At 69.7% G+C, this 19629-nt stretch carries 22 protein-coding genes and 1 tRNA gene; 17 read left to right on the top strand and 6 right to left on the bottom strand.

Annotated elements, in window-relative coordinates; genetic code table 11:
• Window positions 1-116: 116 nt before the first annotated feature.
• The 8 genes from clpS (at window position 117) to ACIDOF_RS02340 (ending at window position 7040) form a co-directional block, all read left to right on the top strand.
• Window positions 117-443 (top strand): ATP-dependent Clp protease adapter ClpS, encoded by a 327-nt coding sequence (gene clpS / locus ACIDOF_RS02375; RefSeq protein WP_409003894.1) that lies wholly within the window; start codon window positions 117-119, stop codon window positions 441-443.
• Entirely contained in the window at window positions 443-1036 is a 594-nt protein-coding gene (locus tag ACIDOF_RS02370; RefSeq protein WP_409003893.1) for a DUF2017 domain-containing protein, read from the top strand. The genes clpS and ACIDOF_RS02370 overlap by 1 nt, the downstream gene beginning before the upstream one ends.
• 559 nt (window positions 1037-1595) lie before the next feature.
• Entirely contained in the window at window positions 1596-3131 is a 1536-nt protein-coding gene (locus ACIDOF_RS02365) for an alanine/glycine:cation symporter family protein (RefSeq protein ID WP_409003892.1), read from the top strand.
• 384 nt (window positions 3132-3515) lie between these two features.
• Window positions 3516-4982 carry an amino acid permease gene (locus tag ACIDOF_RS02360; RefSeq protein ID WP_409003891.1) on the top strand — a complete coding sequence of 489 codons (1467 nt, stop codon included), beginning with the start codon at window positions 3516-3518 and terminating at the stop codon, window positions 4980-4982.
• 94 nt (window positions 4983-5076) lie between these two features.
• Window positions 5077-5499, top strand: a complete 423-nt coding sequence (locus tag ACIDOF_RS02355; RefSeq protein WP_409003890.1) for a Mov34/MPN/PAD-1 family protein — start codon at window positions 5077-5079, stop codon at window positions 5497-5499.
• Between the two features lie 88 nt (window positions 5500-5587).
• Window positions 5588-5689 carry a putative leader peptide gene (locus ACIDOF_RS02350; RefSeq protein ID WP_409003889.1) on the top strand — a complete coding sequence of 34 codons (102 nt, stop codon included), beginning with the start codon at window positions 5588-5590 and terminating at the stop codon, window positions 5687-5689.
• Between the two features lie 120 nt (window positions 5690-5809).
• On the top strand, window positions 5810-6088 hold the full coding sequence (locus tag ACIDOF_RS02345) for a MoaD/ThiS family protein (RefSeq protein ID WP_409003888.1): 279 nt from the start codon (window positions 5810-5812) through the stop codon (window positions 6086-6088).
• A gap of 1 nt (window position 6089) precedes the next feature.
• The gene (locus ACIDOF_RS02340) at window positions 6090-7040 is read left to right on the top strand and encodes a PLP-dependent cysteine synthase family protein (protein WP_409003887.1); all 951 of its coding nucleotides are present in this window, start codon (window positions 6090-6092) and stop codon (window positions 7038-7040) included.
• 53 nt (window positions 7041-7093) lie between these two features.
• Here ACIDOF_RS02340 and ACIDOF_RS02335 read toward each other — a convergent pair whose 3' ends face one another.
• On the bottom strand, window positions 7094-7546 hold the full coding sequence (locus ACIDOF_RS02335) for a type II toxin-antitoxin system PemK/MazF family toxin (protein WP_409003886.1): 453 nt from the start codon (window positions 7544-7546) through the stop codon (window positions 7094-7096).
• A 199-nt stretch (window positions 7547-7745) separates the two neighbouring features.
• Here ACIDOF_RS02335 and ACIDOF_RS02330 point away from each other — a divergent pair, with 199 nt between their 5' ends.
• Window positions 7746-8498, top strand: a complete 753-nt coding sequence (locus ACIDOF_RS02330) for an MBL fold metallo-hydrolase (RefSeq protein WP_409003885.1) — start codon at window positions 7746-7748, stop codon at window positions 8496-8498.
• Window positions 8499-8580: 82 nt separating this feature from the next.
• On the opposite strand, the gene ACIDOF_RS02325 is transcribed toward ACIDOF_RS02330, so the two are convergent.
• Complete coding sequence (locus ACIDOF_RS02325; RefSeq protein ID WP_409004030.1) at window positions 8581-9804, bottom strand: PTS transporter subunit EIIC; 1224 nt, start codon at window positions 9802-9804, stop codon at window positions 8581-8583.
• Window positions 9805-10092: 288 nt separating this feature from the next.
• Window positions 10093-11334: a PTS transporter subunit EIIC gene (locus tag ACIDOF_RS02320; protein WP_409003884.1), complete on the bottom strand. Its 1242-nt coding sequence runs from the start codon at window positions 11332-11334 to the stop codon at window positions 10093-10095.
• 164 nt (window positions 11335-11498) lie between these two features.
• Here ACIDOF_RS02320 and ACIDOF_RS02315 point away from each other — a divergent pair, with 164 nt between their 5' ends.
• From ACIDOF_RS02315 to rdgB, 4 genes are all read left to right on the top strand, one after another.
• On the top strand, window positions 11499-11786 hold the full coding sequence (locus ACIDOF_RS02315) for a glucose PTS transporter subunit EIIB (protein ID WP_409003883.1): 288 nt from the start codon (window positions 11499-11501) through the stop codon (window positions 11784-11786).
• 87 nt (window positions 11787-11873) lie between these two features.
• On the top strand, window positions 11874-12626 hold the full coding sequence (gene rph, locus ACIDOF_RS02310) for a ribonuclease PH (RefSeq protein ID WP_409003882.1): 753 nt from the start codon (window positions 11874-11876) through the stop codon (window positions 12624-12626).
• Between the two features lie 88 nt (window positions 12627-12714).
• Complete coding sequence (locus tag ACIDOF_RS02305; protein WP_409003881.1) at window positions 12715-13110, top strand: hypothetical protein; 396 nt, start codon at window positions 12715-12717, stop codon at window positions 13108-13110.
• 130 nt (window positions 13111-13240) lie between these two features.
• Complete coding sequence (rdgB, locus tag ACIDOF_RS02300) at window positions 13241-13846, top strand: RdgB/HAM1 family non-canonical purine NTP pyrophosphatase (RefSeq protein ID WP_409003880.1); 606 nt, start codon at window positions 13241-13243, stop codon at window positions 13844-13846.
• A gap of 12 nt (window positions 13847-13858) precedes the next feature.
• On the opposite strand, the gene ACIDOF_RS02295 is transcribed toward rdgB, so the two are convergent.
• Window positions 13859-13942 (bottom strand) — tRNA-Leu (locus tag ACIDOF_RS02295).
• 117 nt (window positions 13943-14059) lie between these two features.
• Window positions 14060-14527, bottom strand: coding sequence for a thioredoxin-dependent thiol peroxidase (gene bcp / locus ACIDOF_RS02290; protein ID WP_319010309.1), 468 nt, complete (start codon window positions 14525-14527; stop codon window positions 14060-14062).
• A 176-nt stretch (window positions 14528-14703) separates the two neighbouring features.
• Between bcp and ACIDOF_RS02285 the strand changes: the two genes are divergently transcribed.
• Window positions 14704-15027 carry a DUF3618 domain-containing protein gene (locus tag ACIDOF_RS02285; RefSeq protein WP_409003879.1) on the top strand — a complete coding sequence of 108 codons (324 nt, stop codon included), beginning with the start codon at window positions 14704-14706 and terminating at the stop codon, window positions 15025-15027.
• 85 nt (window positions 15028-15112) lie between these two features.
• The gene (locus ACIDOF_RS02280) at window positions 15113-15415 is read left to right on the top strand and encodes a GroES family chaperonin (protein ID WP_409004029.1); all 303 of its coding nucleotides are present in this window, start codon (window positions 15113-15115) and stop codon (window positions 15413-15415) included.
• 5 nt (window positions 15416-15420) lie between these two features.
• Here ACIDOF_RS02280 and ACIDOF_RS02275 read toward each other — a convergent pair whose 3' ends face one another.
• Window positions 15421-17823: a transglycosylase domain-containing protein gene (locus tag ACIDOF_RS02275; RefSeq protein ID WP_409003878.1), complete on the bottom strand. Its 2403-nt coding sequence runs from the start codon at window positions 17821-17823 to the stop codon at window positions 15421-15423.
• Window positions 17824-17998: 175 nt separating this feature from the next.
• Here ACIDOF_RS02275 and ACIDOF_RS02270 point away from each other — a divergent pair, with 175 nt between their 5' ends.
• Window positions 17999-18799: an ABC transporter permease gene (locus ACIDOF_RS02270; RefSeq protein ID WP_409003877.1), complete on the top strand. Its 801-nt coding sequence runs from the start codon at window positions 17999-18001 to the stop codon at window positions 18797-18799.
• The gene (locus tag ACIDOF_RS02265) at window positions 18792-19625 is read left to right on the top strand and encodes an ABC transporter permease (protein ID WP_409003876.1); all 834 of its coding nucleotides are present in this window, start codon (window positions 18792-18794) and stop codon (window positions 19623-19625) included. The genes ACIDOF_RS02270 and ACIDOF_RS02265 overlap by 8 nt, the downstream gene beginning before the upstream one ends.
• Window positions 19626-19629: the final 4 nt, after the last annotated feature.

Here is a 19629-nt window from a genome sequence, read left to right as displayed (position 1 = left end):
GGGATGCTACCCCTATTTCGTCACTCTGACGATTTCTGGGCTCCGAATGTGACGGAACCCTTCCGGAACGCTTCCCGGCCGGGCCGTTTGTGCGGGGGAGGGGGCCAGGTGGCAGCATGGGGCAGGTGAGTGTGGCTCCTGATGTGTCTCCCGTAGAGGTCCAGCGCCCCCAGTCGGCGGAGGAGGTCTCCGCCGTCGCCGAGCCCGACGTCCCCTGGGTCACGATCGTCCACAACGACCCCGTCAACCTCATGAGCTACGTGACGTATGTCTTCCAGACGTACTTCGGCTACTCGAAGGACAAGGCGCACAAACTGATGCTCGACGTCCACCACAAGGGCCGTGCCGTGGTGTCCAGCGGCACTCGCGAGGAGATGGAGCGCGACGTCCAGGCCATGCACGGCTATGGACTGTGGGCGACCATGAGCCAGGACCGCACCTGATGGCCGGCCGGTTCGAACCCGTGCCGGGCGGCGGGGCCGCCGTCGCGCTCGACGAGGTCGAGATCTCCATCCTGCGCTCGCTCGCCGTCCAGCTCCTCGAACTGATCGGCCCCGGCCCGGGCGGCGCCGACGGCGAGGAGGACCCGCTCGCCGACCTCTTCGCCGAGGGCCCCAGCGAGCCGCCGACCGACCCGGTCCTGCAGCGCCTCTTCCCCGACGCGTACGGCGACCCGGAGTCCGTGCCGGACGATCAACTCAAGGCGTACTCCGCCGAGTTCAGGCGGTTCACGGAGAACGACCTGCGTGCGGGCAAGCGCGAGAACGCCCTCGCGATGGTGCGCTCCCTGGACACGCTCACCGTCGGCGGCGAGCAGGACGCGGTCCTCAAGCTGTCGGCGGACGAGTCCCGGCAGTGGCTCGGCGCCCTCAACGACCTGCGGCTCGCGCTCGCCGCCCGCCTCGACGTGATCGCCGAGGAGGACACGGACCTGCTGTACCGACTTCCGGACAGCGATCCGCGCAAGCCGATGGTGATGGCGTACCTCTGGCTCGGCGGGCTGCAGGAGACCCTCGTCGAGACCTTGATGGCCTGAGCGTCCGACCGTCGAGTTGGCGCGATCACGACGGTCTGTCGTGTGAGGCCTTCCCACAGTGAACTCCGTGCCGAATGCACGGAGTTGGGTGCCTGATGCACCGAAATGCTGCCTGAGCTGCCCCTGACGCGACGGAATGACCGGATTGGTCGGAGTCGCCCGGGGTGATGACCCGCTCACCGGACGCGATGTCCGGATAACGATCGCGTCACGCCCGGAACTGTTCCTTACTGGTGGGGGCATTCCCCCGTTTTGGGTGTGACCTGCGTCACGCAAAGTTTCGGCCATGCCGTGGTAGGAATTCGCAACTCCACTTCCGGCACCACCCCTCGCCGACCTGGAGAGCTGGCGCACTGCCAGTAGCGCATCACGCATGTAACGCGTACGCCGCATGCCTCCGAGCATGCGTGCGGCGTGAGCACGACCACGGCACAAGCCTGTTTCGGTCCGGACCAGGACGCCGCAAGTCGCCGATCGGACAACGGCGTTCGCTCAAGCCCGCACATCTGCCCTGCTGCCCCATCTGTCGCGCAGCAGCCCCGCGCCATCGAGGTATTGCATGTCACTCGATTCCATAACCGGCTCCGTCGACAAGGCTGTCAGCGGATTCTTCGAGCCCGTAGCCGCCTGGCTGGGTGAGGTCGTCTTCTACTCGGTGCCTGTAGCGGGCACCGAACTGCCGCTCATCGTGGCCTGGTTGGTCGTCGCAGGCCTGGTCTTCACCACCTGGTTCGGTTTCGTACAGGTACGCAAGTTCAAACTCGCCGTCGACGTGGTGCGGGGGAAGTACGACGAGGCGGGATCCGCCGGCGAGGTCAACCACTTCCAGGCCCTGACGGCGGCCGTCTCCGGCACCGTCGGCCTCGGCAACATCGCGGGTGTCGCCGTCGCCGTCAGCATCGGCGGCGCGGGCGCCACGTTCTGGATGATCCTCTGCGGCCTGCTCGGCATGGCCACCAAGTTCGTCGAGGTCACCCTCGGCGTGAAGTACCGCGAGGTGCACGCCGACGGCACCGTCTCCGGCGGCCCCATGCACTACCTGCCCAAGGGCCTCGCCGAGCGGTTCGGCAACGGGGGCAAGGTCCTCGGCAAGGTGCTCGCGGTGCTTGCCTCCGCCGGAATCCTGTTCTTCGGCCTCTTCGGCGGCAACCTCTTCCAGGTCAACCAGGGCTACGCCCAGCTGGTCTCCGTGACCGGCGGCGAGAACGGAGCCCTGGGCTCCTCGGCCGGTGCGCTCTTCTTCGGCCTGCTGGTCGCCGCCCTCGTCGGCATCGTGCTGCTCGGCGGCATCCGCTCCATCGCCGCGGTCACCAGCCGCCTGGTCCCGGCGATGGCGCTGCTCTACATCGCGGCCTGCCTGGTCGTGATCCTCGTCAACGTCTCCGCCGTCCCCGACGCCCTCGCCGAGATCATCGACGGCGCGTTCAACCCGGAGGGTGTCGCCGGCGGCGTCATCGGCGCCCTGATCGTCGGCTTCAAGCGGGCCGCGTTCTCCAACGAGGCCGGCCTCGGCTCCGCGCCGATCGCGCACTCCGCGGTGAAGACCAAGCACCCGGCGAGCGAGGGCCTGGTGGCGCTCCTGGAGCCGTTCATCGACACGGTGGTCGTCTGCACCATGACCGCCCTGACCATCGTCATCGCCAGCCCCGACAGCTGGAAGGTCGGCAACGAGGAGGCCGAGGGTGTCACCATCACCTCCGACGCCTTCGCCACCGTGCTGCCCTGGTTCCCGTACGTCCTGACCCTCGCGGTGCTGCTCTTCGCCATCTCGACCGTGCTGACCTGGGGCTACTACGGCCTCAAGGCGTGGACGTCCCTCTTCGGCCGCAGCCGCGGCAGCGAGCTCACGTACAAGGTGCTGTACACCCTGTTCACGGCGGCGGGCGCGCTGCTCACGCTGCAGACGCTGATCGACATGGCCGACGCGGTGCTGTTCCTGCTGGCCGTCTTCAACATCATCGGCCTGTACCTGCTCGCCCCGGTGGTGAAGCGGGAGCTCAACTCCTTCCTCGCCTTCGTCAAGCGCCGCCAGAACGGCGAGGAGGAGCCGGACTCCGAGGCGGCCGAGGCCGAGCGCGAGCCGCTCGGGGTCTGACCTCCATCCGTCGCTGCACACGGGCCCGTACCCGCCGCTCCCGGTGGGTACGGGCCCGTTCCCTTGCCTTCATGCCGCGTCCGCTCAACGGACACTCAAATCCGTATAACGATCGAGTCACCGGCGTGACCTGAATTGCTCGCTCTGTGGGCGAATTGCCCCCCAATTCCCGTGATGTGCGCCACATTTCGGGTGGTCGATCATTGTCACGCCCGTGATAAATCTTCACGACCACTTTCGCGGGACGCCACCCATGTCCTCGCGAAGGCGCCCCGTCGGCCGAACGCCGATAGGCAGAGCTCCATCCACATCCGGGGGGATCGGGACCCGATCCGGGCCAGTACGACGTACGGCACGGATCGTCATGGAGAAAGGCGCACCAACATGACCTCAGTGCAGGTCGAGAAGCAGTACGACCCTGAGGCCGTGCAAGGCGGCGAGTCGCCCGAGGGCGGCGAGGGATACCAGCGCGGGCTCGGAGCCCGGCAGATCCAGATGATCGCGATCGGCGGTGCCATCGGCACCGGCCTGTTCCTCGGCGCGGGCAAGGGCATCCACAAGGCGGGCCCGAGCCTGATCCTGGCGTACGCACTCGCGGGCCTGGTCATCTTCTTCATCATGCGGGCGCTCGGCGAGCTCCTCATGTACCGCCCGGTCTCGGGATCCTTCTCGGAGTACGCCCGTGAGTTCATCGGTCCGTTCGCCGGTTTCGTGACCGGCTGGACGTACTGGCTTTTCTGGGTCATCACCGGCATGACCGAGGTCACCGCCGCCGCCCAGTACATGCAGTTCTGGACGAAGAACGCGGACGGCTGGCTCAATCAGCCGCAATGGGTCTTCGCCCTCATATTCACCGTGATCCTCTTCGGCGCGAACCTGATCTCCGTGAAGCTCTTCGGTGAGCTGGAGTTCTGGTTCTCGATGGTCAAGGTCACCGCGATCGTCGGCATGATCCTGATCTGCGCCGGCATCCTCACCGTCGGCTTCTCGGACGCCGGCGACACCGCCTCCGTCACCATGCTGTGGGACCAGGGCGGCTTCTTCCCGAACGGCATCGGCTCCACCCTCATGACCCTGCAGATGGTCATGTTCGCCTTCCTCGCCGTCGAGCTGGTCGGCGTCACCGCGGGCGAGTCCAAGGACCCGAAGACCGTGCTGCCGAAGGCCATCAACACCGTGCCGTGGCGCATCGCCGTCTTCTACATCGGCGCGCTCATCATGATCCTCTCGGTCGTGCCGTGGACCCACTTCCAGCCCGGCGTCAGCCCGTTCGTCGCCGCCTTCGAGAAGATGGGCCTCGGCATCGGCGCCGCGATCGTGAACTTCGTGGTCCTCACCGCCGCGCTCTCCTCCTGCAACTCCGGCATGTACTCCACCGGCCGCATGCTGCGCGACCTCGCGCTCAACGGCCAGGGCCCGAAGGTCTTCACCAAGCTGACCAAGAAGGGCCTGCCGCTCATCGGCACCAGCGTCTCCGCCGGCCTGATGCTGTTCGGCGTCGTGCTCAACTACATGGACCCGGGCAAGGCGTTCGAGCTCGTCGTCTCCTTCGCCACCATCTCCGGCATGTGGGCCTGGATCATGATCCTGATCAGCCAGATCCGCTACCGCCGCAAGGCCGACCGCGGCGAACTCCCGCAGTCCAGCTTCAAGGCTCCCGGCGCCCCGTACACGAGCGTCTTCGCCCTCGCCTTCATCGGCCTGGTGATCGTGCTCATGGGCATCGACAAGGACGCCCGGATCTCGCTCTACGCGGCCCCGGTCTGGGGTCTGGTCCTGGGCATCGGCTACCTCGCCATCCAGCGCCGCAAGGCCGCGGCGAAGCCCGCAGCCGAGGACGCCAAGGCCTGACCCGGCCGGACGGCCCCGCGGCCGTCTCAGCCCTCGTCTCACCAGATGGGCCGTGGATCTCGGATCCACGGCCCATCTGCCTATCCTCATCCGCATGCTGACCATCACCCAGGCCCTGTACGACCAGATCGTCGCCCACGCGCGCGAGGACCACCCCGACGAGGCGTGCGGCGTGGTCGCCGGCCCGGTCGGCGAGGGCCGGCCCGAGCGCTTCATCCCGATGCTCAACGCCGCCCGCTCGCCCACGTTCTACGAGTTCGACTCGGGCGACCTGCTGAAGCTCTACCGCGAGATGGACGACCGGGACGAGGAGCCCGTGGTCATCTACCACTCGCACACGGCCACCGAGGCCTACCCCTCCCGCACCGACATCTCGTACGCGAACGAGCCCGGCGCCCACTACGTCCTGGTCTCCACCGCCGACGCGGACGGGCTCGGCGACTTCCAGTTCCGCTCGTACCGGATCGTGGACGGCGAGGTCAGCGAGGAGGAGGTCAAGGTCGTCGAGGCGTACTGAGCTGCGGGTGTCCAGCCCCCGGACGGGAATCGTCCAGTATCTGAGATCACATTCCAGAACCCGGACCGGGAATCGATACGATGACCGCATGGTTCCCCACGACGTGAGTGACAAGACGCCGGGCATGCTGCTCGTGGCGCGCCTTCACGTCGACCTGTGCAGGATCGACAGCGCCATCTGTCCACGCTGACCCCTGCCGCCGCACGGCCGCGGGCCGCGGCGCTCTTCCAGCGCACCACGCACCATCACGCTCTTGCGCGTACTGCCGCGCGCCCACCGACCTGACTTCCTTCGACAGGAGCCCACAGCCATGGCCATCGAGGTCCGCATCCCCACCATCCTCCGCCAGTACACCGACGGCGCGAAGGCCGTCGAGGGCAGCGGCGACACCCTCGCCGAGCTCTTCACCGACCTCGAGTCCCGCCACTCGGGCATCCAGGACCGCCTGGTGGACGGCGGCGAGCTGCGCCGCTTCGTCAACGTCTACCTGAACGACGAGGACGTCCGCTTCCTCGACGGCATCAACACCAAGCTCGGCGACGGCGACAGCATCACGATCCTCCCCGCGGTCGCGGGCGGAATGGTCTGATATGCGGTACGACTCGCCGCTGGCGGCCGTCGGCAACACCCCGCTCGTACGGCTGCCGAGGCTCTCGCCCTCCGACGACGTCCGCATCTGGGCGAAGCTCGAGGACCGCAACCCGACCGGCTCGGTCAAGGACCGCCCCGCGCTCCACATGATCGAACAGGCCGAGAAGGACGGCCGGTTGACGCCCGGCTGCACGATCCTGGAGCCGACCAGCGGCAACACCGGCATCTCGCTCGCGATGGCGGCCAAGCTCAAGGGCTACCGCATCGTCTGCGTCATGCCCGAGAACACCTCGTCCGAGCGCCGCGAACTGCTCGCCATGTGGGGCGCGGAGATCATCTCCAGCCCGGCCGCGGGCGGTTCCAACACCGCGGTCCGCGTCGCCAAGGAGCTCTCCGCCGAGCACCCGGACTGGGTGATGCTCTACCAGTACGGCAACCCGGACAACGCGGGCGCCCACTACGCCACGACGGGCCCCGAGATCCTCGCCGACCTGCCGTCGATCACGCACTTCGTGGCGGGCCTCGGCACCACCGGCACCCTCATGGGCGTCGGCCGCTACCTCCGCGAGCACAAGCCGGACGTCAAGATCGTCGCCGCCGAGCCGCGCTACGACGACCTGGTCTACGGCCTGCGCAACCTCGATGAGGGCTTCGTCCCCGAGCTGTACGACGAGTCGGTGCTCACCACCCGGTTCTCCGTCGGCTCGCAGGACGCGGTGACCCGTACCCGTGAACTCCTGCAGCAGGAGGGCATCTTCGCGGGCGTCTCGACCGGCGCGGCCCTGCACGCGGCGATCGGCGTGGCCCGCAAGGCGCAGAAGGCGGGGGAGCCGGCGGACGTCGTCTTCGTCGTCGCGGACGGCGGCTGGAAGTACCTGTCGACCGGCATCTACACGGCGCCGTCCACCGAGGCGGCGGTCGAGGCCCTGCACGGCCAGCTCTGGGCCTGACGCACACCTGACGCACACCCCGGGCGCCGGGCGGGCCTCGGCCCGTCCGGCCCTCACTCCGCCAGGTACCCCACCTGGTCCCACAGCGCCGGGTCCACGATCCCGACCCGGCGCCTGAAGTCCCACAGCGGCACTTCCCGCAGCTCGTCCGTCTCCAGGAAGCTCGGCCGCCCGTGCGCGTCGCCGACGGAGCCGGGCGGCAGCGGGATCACTCCGGCCCGCTCGTCGTGGTACTTGCTGGTGATCTTCGCGACCACCGCCTGCTTCCCGTGCACCGAGAGCACCAGACAGGGCCGGTCCTTCCCACCGGGCCCGTCCTCGTACGGCACCATCGCCCACCAGATCTCCCGCGGCTGCGGCCGGCGCTTCGGCAGCGCGCGCGGACCGGCCGGCGGGCGCGTACGGCCACCGGGGCGGGTACGCGAACGGCCCCAGCCGTCGGCGACCGCGGCGACCAGGGCGACGGCCACGACGGCGGCGAGCGCGAGCCACCACGACGTGTCCATGCCCCGACCGTACCGGCGCCCCCCACCCCACGCGACGCCGCCCCCGCACCACCCCGCCCACGCCGCCCGATCCGGTGACAACGGTGGTGAGTTGCCCCACAACAGCCCGGCAGGGAGGAGTGAGGCGGGCTTTTGCGCCTTACGCTCGACGGACCGCACAACCCCCGTCACTTCCTGCGCGCACGGAGGTTCCCGCTCCATGAAGCTCACCGTCGTCGGCTGCTCGGGCTCGTTTCCGTCCGCGGACTCGCCCTGCTCGAGCTACCTCGTCGAGGCCGACGGCTTCCGGCTGCTCCTCGACATGGGCAATGGCGCCCTGGGCGAGCTGCAGCGCCACTGCGGTCTCTACGACCTCGACGCGATCTTCCTCAGCCATCTGCACGCCGATCACTGCATCGACATGTGCGGCTACTTCGTCGCCCGGTACTACCGGCACGAGGGCGGCCGCTGCGGCACGATCCCGGTGTACGGCCCGGAGGGCACGGAACAGCGCCTGACCACGGCGTACGCGGACACCCCCTCGGCCTCGTCGATGAGCGAGGTGTTCGACTTCCACACGCTGAAGTCGGGGGCGTTCGAGATCGGCCCGTTCTCCGTCCGCACGGAGCGGGTCGCGCACCCGGTGGAGGCGTACGCGATCCGCGTCGAGCACGGCGGCAAGTCGCTCACGTACTCCGGCGACACCGGAGTCTGCGAGGGCCTGGACGAACTCGCCGCCGGCGTCGACCTGTTCCTCTGCGAGGCCTCCTTCACGCACGGCAAGGAGGACATCCCGGACCTGCACCTCAACGGCCGCGAAGCCGGCGAGACCGCCCGCCGCGCCGGCGCCGGCCGCCTCGTCCTCACCCACATCCCGCCGTGGACGGACCCGACCATCAACCTGACGGACGCCCGCACGGTGTACGAGGGCCCGGTCGAACTCGCGCGTGCGGGGGCGGTGTACGAGGTCTAGCGGAGCGCGGGGTACGCCGAGGGCCCGGCCGTTCGACGTGAACGGCCGGGCCCTCGGTGCGTGAGCAGCAGGTACGCGGTGCCTACTTGCCCTCCGCCTTCTGCAGCTCCGCCAGCTCCTCGTCGGACTCGCGGCCCGGCGTCGGGAGGTTGAACTTCGTGATCGCGAAGCGGAAGACGAAGTAGTAGACGACGGCGAAGCAGAGGCCGACGAGGGCGAGGCCCCACGGGTTGGACGCGATGCCCAGGTTGAGCACGAAGTCCACCGCGCCGGCCGAGAAGCCGAAGCCGTCCTTCATGCCGAGCGCCCAGGTCAGCGCCATCGAGACACCGGTGAGCACCGCGTGGATCGCGTACAGGACCGGCGCGATGAACATGAACGTGAACTCGATCGGCTCTGTGACACCCGTGACGAACGCGGTCAGCGCGAGCGAGAACATCATGCCGCCGACGACCTTGCGGCGCTCCGGGCGGGCGCAGTGGACGATCGCGAGGCACGCGGCCGGGAGCGCGAACATCATGATCGGGAAGAAGCCGGTCATGAACTGGCCGGCGCTCGGGTCACCGGCGAGGAATCGGGCGATGTCGCCGTTGACCGTGCCGCCCGCACCCTCGTACGAACCGGCCTGGAACCACGGGAAGGAGTTGAGCAGGTGGTGCATGCCGACCGGGATCAGCGCGCGGTTGGCCACACCGAAGATGCCGGCGCCGACCGCGCCCGAACCGACCAGCCACTCACCGAAGTTGTGCAGGGCCGTGCCGAGGACCGGCCAGATGAAGCCCATGACGATGCCGATGAGCAGACCCGCGAAGGCCGACAGGATCGGGACGAGGCGGCGGCCGCCGAAGAAGCCCGCCCAGTCGGGCAGCTTGGTCCGGTAGAACTTCTGGTAGAGCAGCGCCACCACGATGCCCATGACGACACCGCCGAGCACCTTCGCGTCCACGGGCGCCTCGACGAGCGCGACCTTGCCGTCGACGACCTGCTCCACCTTCGGCAGGTTCGGGTCGGTGAAGGTGGCGAGCACCTTCTGGAAGACCAGGTACCCCGTGACCGCCGCGAGCGCGGTGGAGCCGTCCGACTTCTTGGCGAAGCCGATGGCGATGCCCACGGCGAACAGCAGCGCCATGTTGTCGAGCAGCGCACCGCCGCCCGCCGCCATGTAGCCGGCGATCTTGTTGATGAAGTCCGGCAGGGACTCCTTGCCGAGCATGTCGTCCGCGCCGAGGCGGACGAGCAGCGCACCGGCCGGCAGGACCGCGACCGGGAGCATGAGGCTGCGGCCGATGCGCTGGAGCACGGCCATCAGGCCGGCGCCCTTCTTCTTGTCGGCCGCGGGTGCGGCAGCCGTGGTCACAACTTCCTCCAGTGGGCATGGCGCCGCCAGGGGACATGTGGGGACGGCGGCGTCGCTCAGGGGACGCGGCCACAGGCCGCGTGGTCTACACCAATTAGAGGTGTAGACCTGTTGTAACACGGTGAGCGCGGGATAAGGAACCCGTTCCCGGCCGCGCTCCGATAACGAACGGGCATACATGACGAAGGGCCCGAATCGCCATGAGCGATCCGGGCCCTCGGACTCCTGCGGCGGGTGCTACTTCAGGTTCTCCCGCTCCATCTCCGCGATCTCCTCGTCCGACTCCCGGCCCGGCGTCTTCAGGTCGAACTTCGTGATGACGACACGGAAGAGGACGTAGTAGACGACGGCGAAACAGAGGCCCACGGGGATGATCAGGGCCGGTTTCGTGGCGAGGTTCCAGTTCAGTACGTAGTCGAAGAGGCCGGCCGAGAACGTGAAGCCCTCGCGGATGCCGAGTGCCCAGGTGACCGCCATCGAGACGCCGGTGAGCAGCGCGTGGATCGCGTACAGCGCGGGCGCGAGGTAGACGAAGGAGAACTCGATGGGCTCGGTCACGCCCGTCACGAACGACGTCAGGGCGAGCGACATCATCATGCCGAGCGTGGCCTTGCGGCGCTCCGGGCGGGCGCAGTGGGCCATGGCCAGGCAGGCCGCGGGGAGGGCGAACATCATGATCGGGTAGAAGCCGGTGGTGAACATGCCGGCGTCGGGGTCGCCCGCCAGGAACCGGAACACGTCGCCGTGCACCTCTTCGCCGCCCTCGGGGGTGTAGCTGCCGAACTGGTACCAGGCGAAGGTGTTGAGCAGCATGTGCATGCCGAACGGGATCAGCGCCCGGTTGATCACGCCGAAGATGCCCGAGCCCCACGCGCCCCAGCTGGAGAGCGTCTCCGCGAAGGAGTTGAAGGCGTCGCCGATCGGCTGCCAGCCGTACCCGAAGATCACCGCGAGCAGCACGCTGATGAACGACATCAGGACCGGGATGAACCGCCGCCCGCTGAAGAAGCCCAGCCAGTCGGGGAGCCGGGTGCGGTGGTACTTCTCCCAGACCTTCGCCGTGATCAGGCCGACCACGACACCGCCGAGCACCCCGGGGTTCACGGCCTTGCCGGTGACGTCGTCCTCGAAGGCCTTGAGCAGCACGTTGTTGAAGACCATGTACGCGACCACCGCGGCGAACGCCGTCGAGCCGTCCGCCTTCTTCGCGAAGCCGATCGCGACGCCGACGCAGAACAGCAGCGCCATGTTGTCGAGGATGCCGCCGCCCGCGCCCGCGAAGATCGCCGCGAGCTTGTTCCAGCCGAGGCCGTCCTTGCCGAAGACGTCGTCCTGGCCGAGCCGGAGCAGCACGCCGGCCGCGGGGAGTGCGGCGACGGGGAGTTGGAGGCTGCGGCCCAGTTTCTGCAGTCCGCCGAGAACGATCTGCTTCCAGGTCTTGCCGGGCTTGGCCCTGGCCGCGGAGCTTTCCGAACTCATGGAGTCCCTCCCGGAACAAGCCGCGTTTGGCGGTCGTTGGAAACTGGTGTAGACCAGTGCGGGCACCTGAAGCTCTGCCGTACGTTCCGACCGGCGCCGATGATCGTCATCATTCGGCACCCAATGGGCCATCGCTCGCGAAGGTGCGCCAAACGTGGGTTACGGTGCAAACCGGACCATGGTGGGCCGAACAAGCCCGTGACAGCAGGGAGAAGGACATGGCCACGAAGGCTGAGAAGATCGTCGCCGGGCTGGGCGGCATCGACAACATCGAGGAGGTCGAGGGCTGCATCACCCGCCTCCGCACCGAGGTCAACGACCCCGAGCTCGTCGACGAGGCCGCGCTCAAGGCCGCCGGCGCCCACGGCGTCGTGAAGATGGGCACCGCGATCCAGGTCGTCATCGGCACCGACGCCGACCCCATCGCAGCCGACATCGAGGACATGATGTGAGCTGACCCCGGCTCACCATCCGAAGGCCCCGCACCCCCGACGACCGGGCGGTACGGGGCCTTCGCCGTGCGGGATAGGCTCGGCCCCATGTCTCGCTTCGACGGCCGCACGCCGAACCAGCTCCGCCCCGTCACGATCGAACGCGGCTGGAGCAAGCACGCCGAAGGCTCCGTCCTCGTCTCCTTCGGCGACACCAAGGTCTTCTGCACCGCCTCCGTCACCGAAGGTGTCCCGCGCTGGCGCAAGGGCACCGGCGAGGGCTGGGTCACCGCCGAGTACTCGATGCTGCCCCGCGCCACCAACACCCGCGGCGACCGCGAGTCCGTCCGCGGCAAGATCGGCGGCCGTACGCACGAGATCTCCCGCCTCATCGGCCGCTCCCTGCGCGCCGTCATCGACTACAAGGCGCTCGGCGAGAACACGATCGTCCTCGACTGCGACGTCCTCCAGGCCGACGGCGGCACCCGCACCGCCGCCATCACCGGCGCCTATGTCGCCCTCGCCGACGCCGTCGCCTGGGCGCAGGGCAAGAAGCTCGTCAAGCCCAAGGCCACCCCGCTGACCGGCACCGTCGCCGCCGTCAGCGTCGGCATCGTCGACGGCGTCCCGCTCCTCGACCTCGCGTACGAGGAGGACGTCAAGGCCGACACCGACATGAACGTCGTCTGCACCGGCGACGGCCGCTTCGTCGAGGTCCAGGGCACCGCCGAGGCCGAGCCCTTCGCCCGCGACGAGCTGAACGCGCTGCTCGACCTCGCGGTGGCCGGCTGTGACGAGCTCGCCGCGCTCCAGCGCCAGGCCCTGGAGGCGACGATCACACCCGGCTCGGCAACCAACTGAGCTTGGTCACGCGTTCTTAGGGGTACGACATCAGCTCGGGCGTGCGGCAGTCCGCCGTCCGCCCGGGCTCACCAGGGAGGGACCGTTCATGGCTTCGCGCCGCCGACGTACCGCACGCATAGCCCTCGCCGCCGCAGCGGTGGCACTCGTGACGCCGCTCGCCGTCGGCTGCAGCGCCGTCGACACGGCACTCGACTGCGTACGGACCGCCGACGCCATCGCGACCAGCGCGGCCGATCTCCAGCAGGCCGTGGAGAGCGCCGCCGACAACCCGCTGGAGGCCGAGAAGGCGCTCGACAAGATCGACAAGAACCTCGACGAGATCGGCGACAAGACCGACAACGCCGATGTCGGCAAGGCCGTCGACGACCTGACCAAGTCCGTCGACGAGGTCCGCAAGGCCATCGAGAACGGCGACCCGCACCCGGACGTCTCCGGGGTCACCGACGCCACCGGCGAGCTGACCAAGGCCTGCAAGCCGTAAGGCCCACGGCATACGGGCGGCGACGGGTTCCTGGCGGGCCCGTCGCCGCCCGTTTCGCGTACGCGGCCGGGGGGGGGTGATTCGCGTGGGCGGCTGCGGGGCGCTGCCCGTACGCGCCGATAATCGACGCATGACACGCCTGATCCTCGCCACCCGCAACGCTGGAAAGATCACCGAGCTGAAGGCCATCCTGGCCGACGCCGGACTGCCCCACGACCTCGTCGGCGCGGACGCCTACCCGGACGTCCCCGACGTCAAGGAGACCGGCGTCACCTTCGCCGAGAACGCGCTGCTCAAGGCGCACGCCCTGGCCCGCGCCACCGGACTGCCCGCCGTCGCCGACGACTCCGGCCTCTGTGTCGACGTCCTGGGCGGCGCCCCCGGCATCTTCTCCGCCCGCTGGGCCGGCCGGCACGGCGACGACACCGCCAACCTCGAACTGCTCCTCGCCCAGCTCTCCGACATCGGCGAGGCCCACCGCGCCGCCCACTTCGCCTGCGCCGCCGCCCTCGCCCTGCCGGACGGCACGGAACGCGTCGTCGAGGGACAGCTGCGGGGCACGCTGCGGTACGAGCCGTCGGGCACCAACGGCTTCGGGTACGACCCGATCCTGCAGCCCGAAGGGGAGAGCAGGACCTGCGCGGAGCTGAGCCCCGAGGAGAAGAACGCGATCAGCCACCGCGGCAAGGCGTTCCGGGCGCTGGTGCCAGTCGTACGCGAACTGCTGGGCGCCTAGGGCGAGTTGAAGTGCGGCCGGAGGGACTCGAACCCTCACGGGTGTTAACCCACTGGGACCTAAACCCAGCGTGACTGCCAATTCCACCACGGCCGCCCGTGCTGCCCGGCCATGCTACTGGCCGGGCAGCGGGGCGGGGAATCGCGGGCAGCGGGGCGGGGAATCGCGTTCCCCGCCCCTTCTGCTTCTGCTTCTGCTGCGGCAGCGGGCGGCTCAGATGCCCAGGTCGCGGATGATCTTGGCGACGTGGCCGGTCGCCTTCACGTTGTAGAAGGCGTGCTCGACCTTGCCGTCCTCGTCCACGACGACCGTGGAGCGGATGACTCCGGTGACGACCTTGCCGTACAGCTTCTTCTCGCCGAAGGCGCCGTAGGCCTCCAGGACCTCCTTGGACGGGTCGCCGACCAGGGTGACCTTGAGGTTCTCCTTCTCGCGGAACTTCGCGAGCTTCTCCGGCTTGTCCGGGGAGACGCCGATGACGTCGTACCCGGCGGCGGCCAGGACGTCGAGGTTGTCGGTGAAGTCGCAGGCCTGCTTCGTGCAGCCCGGGGTGAGGGCGGCCGGGTAGAAGTAGACGATGACCTTGCGGCCCTTGTGGTCCGCGAGCGAGACCTCGTTGCCGTCCGCGTCGGGCAGGGTGAAGGCGGGGGCGGTGTCGCCGGGCTGCAGGCGCTCGCTCATCTGCGGTCTCCTCTGGAGGTTCGGGTGCTGCCGGTGTCCGTGCGCCGGAGCGGCGTGCGGGCCTTCCGGGCGTACGGGGAGAGCGTAATGGGGGGTGCTGTGCGGTGCGTTCGGCCGTGAGCTGACAGACTGTCCACCAGGACGGAAACCGAACACGATGACACGGAGGCAGCGCGGTGTCGGATGCTCAGGCCAGGACCCCCGCTGAGATCGAGGCGGACATCAAGCGCCGGCGCGCCCAGCTGGCCGAGACGCTCGACGAGATCGGCGTGCGGGTGCACCCGAAGACGATCGTCGGCGACGCCAAGGCCCGCGTCGCGAGCTCGGTGGACCAGACCCTCGGCCGCGCGTACGTCTCCGCCAACCGCGCCGTCACCGACGTGCGGGCGCAGTTCGTGGACGCCGAGGGCGCGCCCCGCCTGGAGCGAATCGTTCCGGTGGCGCTCGCCGTGGTCGGCGTCGTCGGCCTGATCGCCGTGGCCAGGCGCAGGAAAGGCTGACCCGGCGGCGTACGGCGTGCCGGAGCACAGGTAGGTTCTGCGTGTGAGCGCCAACAGCCAACACCACGACAAGCTGCCCATCCGGATGCTGCACGACCGCGTCCTCGTCAGGACCGACATCGCGGAGGGCGAGCGACGCTCCACCGGCGGCATCGTCATCCCCGCGACCGCGGCCGTGGGCCGGCGGCTCGCCTGGGCCGAGGTCGTCGCCGTCGGGCAGAACGTCCGCACCGTGGAGCCCGGCGACCGCGTCCTCTACGACCCGGAGGACCGGGCCGAGGTCGAGGTGCGGGGCGTGGCGTACGTGCTGATGCGCGAACGGGACCTGCACGCGGTGGCGGCGGACCGCTTCGAGGGGTCGGAGGACTCGACGGGGCTGTACCTCTAGCTTCGCTACCTCTGGCTTCTCGGCGGCCTGCCGGGGCGGCTGTCGTCGCCCTCGGTGAGGCCGCCGTCCGCTGTCCCGCCGTCGGCAGTGCCGCCGTCCGTCGTACCGCCGTCTGTCGTACCGCCGTCCGTCTGGCCCTGGGTGTCGCCGCCCTCCGTGCCGCCGTCGGTGCCGCCATCCGTCTGGCCCTGTGTCGGGCCTTGGATGTCGCCTTCCGTGCCGCCGTCCGTCGGGGGCTGGGTGCCGCCCCCGGTCGTGCCCGGCTCCTCGCCGCCGTCCGTGGGCTGCGGCTCTTCCGGTTCGGGTTCCGTTTCCGACGGCGGCGGTACCGGTTCCGCCGCGCCCGGCTCCAGGACCAGGTCGAAGTCCTGCACCGGCTCGCCCTCCAGCGCGTCCCGGGTGAACTGGGCCCAGATGCGCGCCGGTTCGCCGCCGCCGTTGATCCGCGCCTGGCCGAGCGCGCCGTACAGCGGGGTCTGGCCGTACGGCGGGTTCGGGTCCTGGCCGAGCACGGCGACGACCGTGGCGAGCTCCGGGGTGTAGCCGGCGAACCAGGCGGCCTTGTCCTCCTCGGCCGTGCCCGTCTTGCCGGCGGCCGGGCGGCCCGCGGCCTGGGCGGCGGTGCCGGTGCCGTTGTCGACGACGCTCTGCAGGATCGACGTGGTCGTGTCGGCGGCCTCGCGGCTGACGGCCTGCCGTGACTGCCGCTGCGGCAGCGCGATCCGCTCGCCGTCCTTGGAGATCTTCTCGACCAGCGTGTACGAGCCGTGCTCGCCGTGGTTTGCCAGCGTCGCGTAGGCCTGCGCCATGTCGAGGACGCTGGCCGTGGCCGGGCCGAGGGCGATGGACGGGGAGGCGGTCAGGTCCGGCGTCGTGGCCGGGATGCCCAGGTCGACGGCGGTCTGCCGCACCTTGTCCGAGCCGACGTCCACGGCCATCTGCGCGTAGACCGCGTTGACGGACCGGTCGGTGGCGTCCCGGACCGTGAGCTGCCCGTAGGAGCGCTGGTCCTCGTTCTCCGGCGCGTAGTGACCGCCCGGCCAGCCTTGTACGGGGCGCTGGTTGGTGCCGTCGTAGAGGGTGTTCGGGTTGATCGGGAAGCCGTCCTGGGTGGTCGCGCCGTTCTGCACGGCGGCGGTGAAGACGAACGGCTTGAAGGTGGAGCCGACCTGGTAGTCGCGGCGGGTGGCGTTGTTGACGTACTGCTGCGTGTAGTCGAGGCCGCCGTACATCGCGACGACCTCGCCGGTGGCCGGGTCGATGGCGGCGCCGCCCGCGCGGACGTGGCCGTCGACGTCGCGGGCCTGCGGGTCGAGCCCGTCGAGCAGCTGGTCCTCGACGGCCTGCACGAAGTCGTCCTGGCGGGGCTTCTGCAGGGTGGTCGTGATGCGGTAGCCGCCCTGGGCGAGGGTGTCCGCGTCGACGACGTCGTGCTCGGTGAGCCAGTCCTCGACGGCCTTGACGACATAGCCGCGCTGGCCCGACATGCCGGAGGGCGCCTTGGCCGGGTCGGGCGCCGGGAACTTCGTCGCGTCCCGGGACCCCCGGCTCAGCCAGCCCTCCTTGACCATGCCGTCGAGCACGTAGTTCCAGCGGCCGACGGCACGGGCCTTGTTCTCGGGGTGGGCCGCGACGTCGTACGCGTTGGGGGAGTTGAGGAGCGTCGCGAGGTACGCGCCCTCGGCGACCGTGAGGCGTTCGGCGTCCTTGCCGTAGTAGGCGTGGGCGGCGGCCTGGATGCCGTAGGCGTTGCGGCCGAAGTAGCTGGTGTTGAGATAGCCGAGGAGGATGTCGTTCTTGCTGACCTGGCGGTCCAGCTTGATGGCGATGAAGAACTCCTTCGCCTTGCGGGTGACCGTCTGCTCCTGGCCGAGGTAGTAGTTCTTCACGAACTGCTGGGTGATCGTGGACCCGGACTGCTTGCCCTTGCCGGTGAGCGTGTTCCAGGCGGCGCGGAGCATCGCCTGCGGGTCGACGGCCGACTCGGAGTAGAAGTCCCGGTCCTCGGCGGCGAGCACCGCGTGCTGCACGTGCTTCGGGACCTGGCTCAGCGGGACGTTCTCCCGGTTGACCTCGCCGTCCCGGGCCAGCGGCGAGCCGTCGGCGTACAGATAGACGTTGCTCTGCTTCGTGGCGGCGGTGTTGGCGGCCGGGATGTCGACGAGCAGGTAGCCGGCCACGAGGCCGCCGCCGACCAGCAGGCAGAACAGCAGGAACGCGCCGAGCAGCATGCGCCACGTGGGGAAGATCCGGCGCCAGCCGGACCGCTTCCGCTTCTCCTTCCGTGCGGCCTTGCGTGCGGCCCTGCGCTGCTTGCGCGTGAGCTTCTGCGCGCCGGCCGCCTGCGCGCCGCCCGGCTGTCCGCCCGCCTCGGCCGGCTGCTGAGGCTCGTCGGGCTCGTCGCTCATGTCTCCCGGAACTCCCGTTTCGCCAGTTAGGTCCCTCGTACGACCTATTGGACACTGTTGCACCCCGATCGGGTTCACCCGGCCCGGGCGCGCGTGCGGGAAATTTCGTGGCGGGCCGGGCCCGGGGCGGCTAGGGTCGTGCGCTTTGGCCGGTCGGGCAGGAGAGGGGAAGCCGGTGCGTCTGTACGCGGCCGTCGCGGCCGGGGGGTTCAGGCGGTACGCGACGTACCGGGCGGCCACGCTCGCCGGGCTCTTCACCAACACCGTCTTCGGCCTGATCCTCGCCTACACCTACGTCGCCCTGTGGGACGAGCGGCCGCACCTCGGCGGGTACGACCAGGCCGAGGCCGTCACGTACGTGTGGCTCGCGCAGGCCATGCTCGCGGCGTGCTCGCTGCTCGGCGGCGGGTTCGAGGACGAGCTGGTCGAGCGGATCCGCAGCGGGGACGTCGCGGTCGACCTGTACCGGCCCGCCGACCTCCAACTCTGGTGGCTCGCCGGCGACTTGGGGCGGGCCGTGTTCCAGCTCCTGGGCCGGGGCGTGGTGCCGATGGCGTTCGGGGCGCTGGTCTTCGACCTGGCCCTGCCCACCGCGCCCGGTGTCTGGCTCGCCTTCCTCGTCGCCGTGCTGCTCGCGCTCGTGGTGAGCTTCGCGCTGCGCTACCTGGTGGCGCTCTCCGCGTTCTGGCTGCTCGACGGGGCGGGCATCACGCAGATCGCCGCGATCGCCGGGATGTTCTTCTCCGGCATGCTGTTGCCGCTCACCGTCTTCCCCGGCGCCCTCGGCGAACTCGCCCGCCTGCTGCCCTGGTCGGCGCTGCTCCAGGTGCCCGCCGACATCCTGCTCGGCAAGCACACCGGGTTCGGGCTGTTCGGCGTGTACGCGTTCCAGGCCGCCTGGGCGGTCGTGCTGCTGGGCGCCGGGCGGCTCCTCCAACTCAGCGCGACCCGCAGGGTGGTGGTGCAAGGTGGCTGAACTCGTCGGCCGGAAGGCGCAGTTGGGGCGCGGCCTGTACGCGTACCGGCTGATCGCCGGGGCGTGGGTGCGGTCCACGATGGCCTACCGGGCCTCGTTCGCCCTGACCCTGTTCGCCAACTTCGCCGTCACCTGCTTCGACTTCGTCGCGATCCTGCTGATGTTCTCGCACGTCGACGCGCTCGGCGGCTTCACGCTCGGCGAGATCGCGTTCCTCTACGGCACCACGGGCACCGCCTTCGGGCTCGCCGAGCTGTTCCTCGGGCCGGTGCAGCGGCTCGGCTCCCGGGTGCGGGACGGCACGCTCGACCTGCTGCTCGTAAGGCCCGCGCCGGTCCTCGCGCAGGTCGCCGCCGACCGGTTCGCGCTGCGCCGCCTCGGCCGGATCACCCAGGGCCTGCTCGTCCTCGGCTACGGCCTGAGCGTCCTCGACGTCGACTGGGACCCGGTGAAGGTGCTGCTCGTGCCGATGATGCTGCTGTGCGGCGCGGCGATCTTCGGGGCGGTGCAGGTGGCGGGCGGCGCCTTCCAGTTCTTCGCGCAGGACGCCTCCGAGGTGCAGAACGCCTTCACGTACGGCGGGAACACGCTGTTGCAGTACCCACCGACCGTGTTCGCGAAGGAGCTGGTGCGGGGCGTGACGTTCGTGCTGCCGCTCGCCTTCGTGAACTGGCTGCCCGCGCTGTACGTCCTCGACCGGGAGAACCCCCTCGGGCTGCCCTCCTGGCTCGCGTTCCTGCCGCCGCTCGTGGCCGCCGCCTGCTGCGCCCTCGCGGGGCTCGCGTGGCGGGCGGGCCTCCGTTCGTACCGCAGTACCGGAAGCTGAAAGG

Source organism: Streptomyces sp. Da 82-17, from assembly GCF_046098215.1.
In the GTDB taxonomy this organism is placed as follows: domain Bacteria; phylum Actinomycetota; class Actinomycetes; order Streptomycetales; family Streptomycetaceae; genus Streptomyces.
Note: the sequence above shows the minus strand (reverse complement) of the source record. Positions and strands in the feature narration are given on the sequence as shown.